7 protein-coding genes and 1 pseudogene are annotated in these 11,051 nt (G+C 64.8%); 7 read left to right on the top strand and 1 reads right to left on the bottom strand.

The genetic code is table 11. The annotated features are described in order from the left end of the window. Positions 1-138: 138 nt before the first annotated feature. From ACTIFS_RS21640 to ACTIFS_RS21610, 7 genes and pseudogenes are all read left to right on the top strand, one after another. Positions 139-411: pseudogene (locus ACTIFS_RS21640) on the top strand (integrase core domain-containing protein); the annotation flags it as partial. Positions 412-537: 126 nt separating this feature from the next. Further along, a complete protein-coding gene (locus ACTIFS_RS21635) occupies positions 538-1,371 on the top strand; it encodes a universal stress protein (RefSeq protein ID WP_439576197.1) in 834 nt (277 codons plus the stop codon). Positions 1,372-1,515: 144 nt separating this feature from the next. Beyond that, entirely contained in the window at positions 1,516-3,240 is a 1,725-nt protein-coding gene (locus ACTIFS_RS21630; RefSeq protein WP_439576196.1) for a cation:proton antiporter, read from the top strand. A gap of 183 nt (positions 3,241-3,423) precedes the next feature. Beyond that, a complete protein-coding gene (locus ACTIFS_RS21625; protein ID WP_439576195.1) occupies positions 3,424-4,356 on the top strand; it encodes a universal stress protein in 933 nt (310 codons plus the stop codon). A 63-nt stretch (positions 4,357-4,419) separates the two neighbouring features. Continuing rightward, positions 4,420-5,829, top strand: coding sequence for a sodium/glutamate symporter (locus ACTIFS_RS21620; RefSeq protein WP_439576194.1), 1,410 nt, complete (start codon positions 4,420-4,422; stop codon positions 5,827-5,829). A gap of 73 nt (positions 5,830-5,902) precedes the next feature. Beyond that, complete coding sequence (locus ACTIFS_RS21615) at positions 5,903-7,234, top strand: sodium-dependent transporter (protein ID WP_439576193.1); 1,332 nt, start codon at positions 5,903-5,905, stop codon at positions 7,232-7,234. Positions 7,235-7,292: 58 nt separating this feature from the next. Continuing rightward, entirely contained in the window at positions 7,293-8,675 is a 1,383-nt protein-coding gene (locus tag ACTIFS_RS21610; RefSeq protein ID WP_439576192.1) for a GntP family permease, read from the top strand. 20 nt (positions 8,676-8,695) lie between these two features. On the opposite strand, the gene ACTIFS_RS21605 is transcribed toward ACTIFS_RS21610, so the two are convergent. Beyond that, positions 8,696-10,309: a Na/Pi cotransporter family protein gene (locus ACTIFS_RS21605; RefSeq protein WP_439576191.1), complete on the bottom strand. Its 1,614-nt coding sequence runs from the start codon at positions 10,307-10,309 to the stop codon at positions 8,696-8,698. Between the last annotated feature and the right edge of the window lie 742 nt (positions 10,310-11,051).

Raw genomic sequence — 11,051 nt, 5'->3', positions numbered from 1 at the left:
GCAACAGGATAGCCACGCTCCGTGATCTGAAGGACTGCGTCGCGCTTGAAGCCCGCGGTGAAGTTCGCTTTGCCCATCGGGGCCTCCTCGCCTCAAAAATTAGGGGAGAAGACGTCCAGGAATCTAGGGGCGGTTCACTTCAACGGCCGCCTGCGGGATGAACTGTTGAACGAGACGCTCTTCTCCGGCCTGGCCCAGGCCAGAGCCGCGCTCTTGCGGTGGCAGCTCGACTACAACACCACCAGGCCGCACTCGAAGCTCGGATGGCAGACGCCGATCGACTTCGCGGCGACGTTCCACCCGCGGCGGGATCAGACGCTACGCTACGTGAATAGCTCCGCGTCTGCCCACGCCGCTCAACCCGCCCGAGAGGGCCAAACCAACCGCCGGGAGGAACTCAAGGCTGGATAAAACTGGGGTCAACGTCAGGGGAAATTGCGATGAAATGCCGCGGGCTCCGGTTGTTCCAGATCAATATCACCATGAATCAATTTGCCAAACTTGCACTCGTAGTTATGGCTTAGAGGGTTTTCTGTGATGAAGATGATCGGTTATGTGCCTTTGCTGACCTATCCCGACGCTACTTCCATTCATGCCGCTGACGTTGCTGTAGGGATGGCCGGCGCGATCGGAGCGGATGTCGACGTGACCGTCTTTGCCGTGGATCTTCCTCGTGCCGCATCCACCTTCGGCAACATGATCATCAGGGTGTCGGATATGATCCAGAAGGTCGAGAAAGATAGCCGCGAGCACGCCGCAGCCCTGTCGGCCGCGGTGCGGCAGGGAGCGCTGAACCTCGGCCTCGGTGTCAGTCTGGAGACCCGCGTTGCCGCCCCGACCGAAGCTACGGCGGGAGCTGCGGCCGAGGCGCGTTATCGTGATCTTGCGATTATTCCTTGGGCCGAGCACAACCTCACGGCCCGGGAGGTGGCGGAAGCCGTCATATTCGGCTCGGGGCGTCCGGTGCTGCTGGTGCCACAAAGCCATGTGGCGGCCGAGATCGACCATGTTGCTATTGCCTGGGACGGCAGCCGCGTCGCCGCCCGCGCCCTCGCCGATGCTCGGGGTACCCTTCCGGGGGTAACCAAGATCACGGTCATGACCGCTGGGGACGAGAAACCTCTGGAGATCGGCATCGGGGATCAACTCGTGGACAGCCTGTCCCGCAGAGGCCTGCAAGCTCGGCACCATGTCGTCCCGGTGGGAAGTCGTCCCGTGTCACTTGCCCTGCAGGAGGCATCCCTTGAGGTCGGGGCCGGAGCGATGGTGATGGGGGGATACGGTCACTCGCGGCTCAGGGACTTCGTCATGGGCGGCGCGACGAAGGGAGTTCTGGCGGCACTGATTGTACCCGTGCTCATGTCCCACTGATCATCGCTTCACCGATCAGTTCCGCAGTCGCTGGTCCAGCTGAGTCCGCGTGGCCGACCGCCAGTCGATGTCTTATCGCGCCGGTGCGATGAGAGGTTGTTGCCCCGATCAGCGAGGTACCCCAACCTCGCCCATGGAGTTGCGATGTCTTTGCCCACGCTTGCCCCCTTCGCCGAGGTGGCGTTGCTGCTCGGGATGGCGGCCGCGATCGGACTTCTGGGCATCCTGATCCGTCAACCGCTGATCGTCAGTTTCCTGGCGGTCGGCCTTATCGCCGGTCCATCGGCGCTGGACGTCGTCCGCTCCAACGCCCAGATCGACCTTCTCGCCAAACTCGGGATCGCCGTCCTGCTATTTCTCGTCGGCATCAAGCTCGACGTGAAGTTGATCCGTTCGCTCGGCGCGGTTTCGCTGATGACCGGGCTCGGTCAGGTCGCCTTCACATCGATCTTCGGATACCTGATCGGCTTGGCCCTGGGGCTCGATCACCTGACCAGCCTCTATGTGGCTGTCGCGCTGACGTTCTCGTCGACCATCATCATCGTCAAACTTCTCTCGGACAAGCGAGAGATCGATTCCCTTCACGGCCAGATCGCGCTCGGCTTCCTGATCGTCCAGGACCTCGTGGTCGTCCTCGCCATGATCGCGCTGTCCGCGATCGGCATCGGATCGCAGGCCGACGGGCATGGTGGCGGATCGGTCCCCGTGGTGCTGGCCTCAGGTCTGGCCATGGTCGGCCTGGTCGTCATCTTCGTCCGCTACATCGCCACGCCCCTGACTGAACGGCTGGCCCGCTCACCGGAGCTTCTGGTGGTCTTCGCGATCGCGCAGGCGACGATGTTCGCCGCTCTCGGTGATCTGGCCGGGCTTGGGAAGGAAGTCGGGGGTCTGATGGCGGGGATTTCGCTCGCATCGACGCCCTATCGCGAGACGATTGCGGCGCGGCTTGCGCCGCTGCGCGATTTTCTCCTGCTGTTCTTCTTCATCGCGCTGGGCGCCACGCTCGACCTGTCACTGCTCGGCGCCCATGTCACAGCCGCCGTCGTGTTGTCCCTGTTCGTGCTGATCGGCAATCCGCTTGTCGTCCTCGCCATCATGGGAGCGATGGGCTACCGCAAGCGAACCGGTTTCCTCGCCGGTCTCACGGTGGCGCAGATCAGCGAATTCTCGCTGATCTTCATGGCCATGGGGGTAAGCTTGGGGCATGTGTCGAAGGATGCCCTGGGGCTCGTCACGCTGGTCGGCCTGGTGACGATCGCCGCCTCGACCTACATGATCACCTATTCTCACCAGCTCTACGCGGTGTGTGAACCGCTGCTCGGCCTCTTTGAGCGAAAGGGCGCTCCGCGAGAGACCCGCGAGGAGGCCCCCGCCCGGTCACGGCTGCCCGCCGAGGTGATCCTCTTCGGCCTCGGACGGTTCGGCACTGCCATCGGGCTGCGCCTTCAGAAGCGCGGCGTGAAGGTCATGGGCGTCGATTTCAACCCGCTCGCGGTCCGCCGTTGGCGAAAACTGGGTCTGGACGCGCATTTTGGCGATGCGACGGACCCGGAATTCCTCGCGGACATGCCTCTCCAGCAGGTCGGCTGGATCGTCTCGACGGTTCCCCAGCACGTGACCGGCTTGAGCCAGGAAAATACGAATGCCACGATTCTCCAGTTGACGCGGTCGGCTGGATTTCAGGGCCGCATCGCAGTGGCATCCCATGCCGCCAGCGAAGCGAGTACCCTTCTGGCTGCCGGCGCGGATATCGTTCTTGAGCCGTTCCAGGACGCCGCCGACCGTGCCGTCGAACTGCTGTGCGGAGGTCAGGAGGCGGGGCGCACGGACATCCCCGAAATCGACACGGAGGGCCGTCAAACAATCTGATTTTCCGTCAGTATACATGATGCATATCAGAGCGATATTTTCGTCGTACACTTGAAATCAAGCCGAGAGTTTCCATCGTAATTCAAATAGATATCATATATATACTCCAATACGTGTGGTACAAATAGAATATCTCTCAGGGTTTTTCTACTTATACGATTGATGCATGTCAATTGATGCGAGATGAACATCAACTACTTTGTGCTTTCCGCTGTCGACCCTGACTTCCGTGTTGGAGGCCTCATGAAACGGATCCTGGTAGCGACCGATTTTTCGACGCGATCCGATCGCGCAATCCGCCGGGCATCGTTGCTCGCACATGAAACGGGAGCTTCGATCTCGCTCCTGCACGTCGTCGACGGCGACCGGCCAGACTATCTCGTATCGCTCGATCGGGAGGCGGCGGAGAAAGCTCTCGCGGAGCTCTCGCGAACGATCCGCGATATCGACGGCCTCGCCTGTGACTATCGGGTGACCCTGGAGGACCCCTTCGCAGGCATCGTGGCGGCGGCAGGAAAGATGCAGGCGAACCTGCTGGTGATCGGCCCCCATCGACGCCAGATCCTGCGCGACGCCTTCGTTGGCACCACTGCCGAGCGGGTCATCCGCCACAGCCCGGTCCCGGTCCTGATGGCCAACGGCATGCCCGGCGGCCCCTACAGGCAGGTTCTGGCTGCATCTGATCTGTCGACCCACTCGGCGGAGGCCGTGGGCGTCATGGCCCGGCTCCGCCTGGCCGCCGGCGCCGTGGTGTCCCTCTTCTATGCAATCGATATTCCGGAGCTGGCGCTGATGATCCGCGCGCCGACGCCGCTTGAACAGATCAAGCACCATATTGGATCACGCGAAGCCGCCGCTGCCGACGAACTGCGCGCTTTTGCAGGCACACTGCCGCTGGTTCCACGACATTGCATCGCGCGGGCGGCGGAGGGAACGACGGCGACCGCCGTCCTCCAGGCGGCGGCAACAATCGGGGCCGACCTCATCGTCATTGGCACGCGCGGCCAGTCCGGCCTATCCCGGTTCTTGCTGGGGAGCGTGACGGAGGCCGTACTGCGGTCGGCGACGATCGATGTCCTCGTCGTTCCGCCGGCCGACCAGATCGTCGCGCAATGAGGTCGTGATCAACCGCACCGCCGCCGGCGGGCGGACCGCCGCCCGCCAAGGAAGGACACGACGATGACCGCGATCATTGCGGCGCTGACGATCGCGATGCTCCTGCTGGCGACCGGCGTCTTCCTGCGGCTCACCTCGTCCTGGCTGGCCCGGCTTTTTCTGCCAGCCACGCTGATCGGCGGCCTCGTCGGACTCATGCTCGGTCCCGACGTGTTGGGCAAGATCGCAACCGTTGTCGCGGGGGATGGTCACGCGCTCGCCGCGGGCCTCATCGCGGGCGAGGCGAGAGCCGCGATGGCGCAGATCCCCGGCCTTGCCATCTCCGTCGTCTTCGCCGCCCTGTTCCTCGGCGAGCGCATTCCGGGTCCGGCGGAGATCTGGCGCATCGCCGGGCCGCAGGTCGCATTCGGCCAGACTCTGGCCTGGGGCCAGTATGTGGTCGGCATGGTCCTCGCCATGTCCATCCTGACCCCGGTTTTTGGGTTGCCGCCCGTGGCGGGCGCTCTGATCGAGATCGGTTTCGAGGGGGGGCATGGCACCGCGTCGGGTCTGGCCGCAACCTTCGAGGCCGTTGGTTTTCCTGAGGGGCGGGACTTGGCTCTCGGTCTTGCCACCGTCGGGGTCGTTGCCGCCGTTCTCATCGGGGTGGCGCTGATCAACTGGGCGGCACGGCGCGGTATCATCGATCCGTCCGGTGCGCTCGCCGCTTCGGACCCCGCCCCTTTGCAGGAAGAGACGATGCGGCCCGTACGGCCGCTCGACGACGCCATCGCGCCGCTGTCGATGGCCGCCGTCTTCATTGCCCTGTCAATCGGGCTCGGGTGGCTCATCCTGCGGACGCTGACCCTAGCGGAACAGTCGGTCGTGCCGCCCCCGGCGCCCGGGGTCCTCGGCCACATGCCGCTCTTTCCTTTTGCCATGATCGGCGGGGTCATCGTCCAGCAGGTCATGACCGCCTTCGGGCATCAGGCGCTGATCAATCGCCGGATGGTTCGTGCGCTCAAGGGGCTCGCCCTCGATCTGCTGATCCTTTGCGCTGTCGCCACCCTGTCGCTCGCCGCCATCGGGACGCACTTCGTGCCTTTCGTGTTGCTGGCGACGGCCGGCATTGTCTGGACCGTCGCCTGCTTTGCGCTGCTGGCGCCTCTCCTCATGCGGGAATGGTGGTTCGAGCGCGCCATCGCCGATCTCGGACAGAGCCTTGGAATGACGGCTACCGGGCTGATGCTGCTGTCGATGAGCGATCCCGGAAACAGAAGTCCGGCGCTCGCCAGCTTCGGCGCCAAGCAATTGTTGTTCGAGCCGATCGTCGGCGGTGGCCTGTTCACCGCCGCTGCCATGCCCCTGATCGCCGCCTTCGGGCCATGGCCTGTGCTGATGTTCACCGGATTGGCTACGGTCTTTTGGCTGATGCTCGGGCTGATCCTCTTCGGCGGCGGACGGGCCGAACCCGGACGCGCGCACGCCCCATGATCCGCCCTTTAGCGGCGACGACCCTGCCGCCTCCGCTTGCTGCAACGTAGAGGACACTGGAATTGAGACGCCGATGAGGGAACAGTGGGGATCAAGTGCCGGTTTTGTCATCGCCACGATCGGTGCAGCGGTCGGGCTCGGCAACATCTGGCGCTTCGCCTATGTCACTGGCGAGAACGGGGGCGCGGCCTTTCTCCTCATCTATCTCGGTTTCGTCCTGGTCATCGGCCTGCCGCTGATGATCGCCGAACTGACGCTTGGTCGCAGGGCTGGCTCCGATGCGATCGCCGCCTTCGAGAAGGGCCACGAGTCCTCCGTCTGGCGCTATGCCGGCTGGCTCGGCGTGATCGCAGCGGGCCTCATCCTGAGCTATTACGCCGTGATCGCCGGCTGGGCGCTGCGCTATGTCTTCGGAGCTGCGACGGGAGGGCTCTGGCGCTCGAGCGGCACAGGCTTCGGCGCTTATTTCGAGGCCTTCATCAGCCATGCCTTCGAGCCGATCCTCTGGCAGGCGGCGATGCTGGCGGCGGCGGGTCTCGTGGTCAGCGCGGGAATCAAGGGCGGCATCGAGCGGATCAATCGATGGCTGATGCCCGCTCTGGCGATGATCGTGGTGCTGCTGGCCGCCTTCTCGGTGACGCTGCCGGGCGGCACGCGTGGCGTGGCGTTCATTCTGGCCCCGGACTGGAACGCCTTTTCCCGCCCGGCGGTCTATCTCAACGCACTCGGCCAGGCCTTCTTTTCACTCGGCGTCGGCATGGCGGTCTTCATCACCTATGGCAGCTATCTCGACCGGCGCACCAGCATCCCGCGTGCGGCGGTGGCGGTTGCGGCCGGCGACACGCTCTTCGCCATCCTGGCGGGACTTGCGATCTTTCCTGCGGTCTTCGCCTTCGGAGGCGACCCGGCTGCGGGACCGAGGCTCGCCTTCATCACGCTGCCACAGGTCTTCACCCAGATGCCGGGCGGCTCCGTCATCGGCCTCGTCTTCTTCCTTCTGCTGGCGGCTGCGGCGCTGACATCGATGATTTCTCTGCTCGAGGTTCCAGTGTCCGTCGTGGTCCACCGCACCAGACGGTCGAGATCGCGCGCGGTCACCATCGTGACCCTCGCCGTCTTTCTGGCGGGGCTGCCCTCGGCGCTGAGCTACGGCGTGCTGGAACGCTGGAAGATCGGCGGCCTGCCTCTGCTGGACCTGGTCGATCAGGCGACCTCCAACATCCTGCTGCCGCTGTGCGGACTGGCATGCGCAGTCTTCGTCGGATGGCGCCTGGCCACGGCCACGGCGCTCGCAGACGCCGATCTCGGCAGCACGCGGGTCGGATGGGTCTGGTGGTGGCTCCTCAGGGTCGTGGTGCCTGCCACGATCGTTCTCATTCTCCTGCGGTCTCTCGCATGGCTTTGAAGGTCGATCCCGCCTCCGCCGGCCCTGGCGCGATATCCTGCCGGCGAGGCCGCAGGCGATGAGCGGGATCATCGTCATGCTCGCCGCGCTCGGCGCACTGGTCGTCCTGACCTATCGCGGCGCCAGCCTGCTCCTGAGTGCGCCGGCCCTTGCTGTCCTGGCGGTTCTCGTCGCCGAAGGTGGACCGGTTCTTGCGACCTTCACCCAGGTCTTCATGCCGGCAACCGGACGCTTCATCATTCTTTATTTCCCGCTCTTTCTGCTGGGCGCCGTTTTCGGCAAGCTGATGGAGGCCAGCGGCAGCGCAGGAGTTCTCGCCGATGCCTTGAGGGCCGGCCTCGGGTCGCGACACGCCATCCTGGCGGTGGTAATGTCCTGCGCGCTACTGACCTATGGCGGCGTCTCGCTGTTTGTCGTGGCCTTCGCGGTCTGGCCCATCGCCTCGGCCCTGTTCGCCGATGCCCGTCTGCCGCGGGTCCTCATTCCCGCCGCCATTGCCCTTGGAGCGTTCACCTTCACGATGACGGCCCTGCCCGGGACGCCGGCCATCCAGAACGCCATCCCGATGCCCTATTTCCAGACAACGGCTTTCGCCGCTCCCGGGCTCGGCATCATCGCCAGCCTCATCATGTTCGGCCTCGGCTGGCTCTGGCTGGAGCATCGGGCGCGCAGTCTCGACCGTGGACCGGAGGCCGCGCTGGGATCGGACCCGGATGGGGGGAACAGGGCTGCACGACCCTCGCTGCTCCTGGCGGTGCTGCCCCTCGCGAGCGTCCTCGCGCTGAATGTCGCCTTCGCCTTCTGGCTGATCCCGATGCTGGACGCCTCCTATCTCGCCCTGCCGAAATACGGTTCCACCGACATCGCGGCGGTCCGCGGGCTCTGGTCGATCATCGCGGCACTCGTCCTGTCGTGCCTGCTGCTCGTCGTCCTCCATCGGCAGAGTCTGGGAGAGACACTCGGCGAGACACTCGATGCCGGTGCGGTCGATTCTCTGAAGCCGATTTTCAACACGGCGAGCCTTGTCGGGTTCGGCGCGGTCATCGCGTCCCTGGAGGCTTTCTCATGGGTCCGCGATGGGGTGCTGGCTATCGGCAGCGGCAACCCCCTGATCTCGCTGGCGCTCGGGACCAGCCTGCTGGCCGGCCTCACCGGCTCGGCGTCGGGAGGTATGAGCATCGCACTGGCGAGCCTCGGTGACACATACCGGGAGATGGGACTGGCGGCAGGCGTATCGCCGGACCTTATGCACCGGGTCACCAGCCTGGCCACCGGTAGCCTCGACGCGCTTCCGCACAATGGCGCGGTCGTCACCCTGCTGACCATCTGCGGCCTGACGCATCGCGAGGCTTACTGGGACATCGCGGTGGTTGCGGTGCTCATCCCCGCCATCGCACTGGTCGCCGTGATCGCCCTGGGAACGGTCTTCGGCAGCTTCTGAGCGGCCATGCCCAGGCGGAGTTACGGCTCGCCCGCCTGCAAGGAGGGCGTTGCCGGATCCGGGCGCCAGCGTCCGATGCGACGGTCCGCCTTCAGCGCCGACTGGGCGATTCGGCGCACCCGGCGCGCCCGCTGAAGCGCAGCCTCCGTGGCCTCCAGGCTGTCCCGCCCCGCGGCTGCCGCGTTCAGCAGGTGGCTTTTCAACCGCTCATAGGCACCTTCGACCTCCTGGCCGAGGGTGTCGAGGCGCGAAACATCATCGGGTTCGTCCGCGGCGGGCATCGTCAGGGCAGCCGCGACAGCCTGATACAGGCTGTGCCATTCCGGAGGCCGGACCGGGACGGCGTCCTCGGCTACGCGACTGGCCTCCACCGCCATCTCTTCCAGATGCTGGATCGCGCGGATCACGTCGATCAGGGTGGCGATGGCATCGCCTCCCAGTGGCGTGCGCTGCAGCCGGGTGATGAAGCTCCGGATGGCGCGGCCGAGGCGCAGCACGCCATGTTCTCGCGCCCTGTCGGGGCGGTGGCCGGCCCCGGCGAGGATGGACTGGCGAGCAAGGTCGAAGCTCATGGCCATCATGCGCTCGAGTTCCAGGATCAGGGCGCGGGCCGCGAGCACCGGCGTCTCGACGAGGGTCATGTCCAGGTGACGGGGGCGGCCGATCTCTTCCTCGATACTGACGAACATCCGCTCGAGGCGGGGCATCAGCGAGGGCGCCAGCGGCCACATGAGGACCACGCCGAGAAGGTTGAACAGCGTGTGAAAGATGGTGAGCGTCATCACGTCGCCGGCGGCCGGATCGAGCATGCGCGCAAGGTTGGCCGCCAGCGGCACGAGAAGGGACAAAAACAAGAGGGCTACGACCCCTGTGACGAGGTTGAAGGCGATGTGGGCCGCCGCCACCCTCTTCGCCGCCGGCGTAGCCCCCGACGCGACGACCAGGGCCGTCGATGTGGTGCCGACATTGGCGCCGACAATGAAGACGGCGGCCAGATGCAGCGGCAGTCCGCCGCCGGCACTCGCCGTCAGGGCCACGGCGAGGGCGGCGCTTGACGATTGAGTGAGGACGGTCAGCAGCATGCCCATCCCCAGAAAGGCGACCGTTCCAAGGAATCCGGTCTCTCCGAGCTGAAGTCCAGCGATGGCCGGCACCAGCCCGGCAAACGCATCGCGAAGCACGCCGACGCCAAGGAAAAAGGCGCCGAAACCCGCCAGGGCCTGGCCTGTTCCGGCAATGCGCGGTCTGGCGCGCCCAAACAGCGACACCAGCATGCCGAGGCCGATGAACGGCAGGGACAGGGCGCCGACGTCAAACTTGATGCCGATGACGGCCACCAGCCATCCTGTCATGGTGGTGCCGACATTGGTTCCGAAGATCACCCAGGCTGCCTGGGCGAGCGTCATCAGGCCGGCATTGACGAAGCCGATGGCCGCGACGGTCACGGCGCTGGAAGACTGGACGATGCCCGTCAGGACGATGCCGGAGGCCAATCCCCGCAGCCGGGTTCTCGTGCCGGCAGCCAGAATGTCCCTTAGGGCCGTGCCCGCCGCGATCTTCAGGCCGTCGGTCATCAGCGACATCCCGAGCAGGAAGAGGCCGACACCTCCGAGAACCGTCAACGCTACCATCATCACCGTGGAGGCTCCTCCATCCTCCTGCCGATCGCATGATCCGAGCATAGAAAGCGACGGCCACCGTCATTGTGCTCCGCCGACTGAACATCAACACGGCAGTATCGATATTGGCGAGTCCGTCGGGACTGGTGCCAACCATTTGCGGACATTCAGAAGGTCCGCTCTGGGCCCAAAAGCCGACGAACACCCAAATGTCCCTACCTTGACGCATCGCACTGCAAACCGCTTCATGGGTTCCAGCTGGGTCGCGCGATCAGTTGGGGAGCCATTGGCGCCGCTAGCAGCCTAAAAGGGGCTGGGGCTCGGGCGTGAGGGTGATCATTCGGGATTTGTGACGCCGAAGTTCGCATTTGTGGAACACCAATTCGACCCCTCACAGCATGGGTACGCAGTGCCGTTCCCCTTGTCGGTTGGCGGTCGAAAGTCCCGATTGACGTTTCGGTTAACCCGTTTTGCTGCTCTCGGTAGCCGCAGTCTACAGCGGCCCAGCGGTGAAAACGCGCAACGTCCAGCCGAGATCCGACGTGCCCGCCGTTTATGGACGTGAGGGAGAGCGGAGTATGCTCTATGAATTTCAATAACTTAGTCGCTGCCAAAATGCAGAGCGTCCAAACGTCCAAGCGTCCAGAAAAAAGTAATGGGAGCAGCTAGCTTAGGCCGGCTGACCTGAGACCCTGAACCTCCTCCAGATTTGGGTAGAGTCCGTCGACCATGGAGACGGACGATGCGACCCTCGCGG

Origin of the sequence: Phreatobacter sp. (genome assembly GCF_051860605.1) — a bacterium.
In the GTDB taxonomy this organism is placed as follows: Bacteria; Pseudomonadota; Alphaproteobacteria; order Rhizobiales; family Phreatobacteraceae; genus Phreatobacter.
The sequence above is the reverse complement of the archived record's forward strand: the minus strand, read 5'-3'. Positions and strand labels throughout refer to the sequence as shown.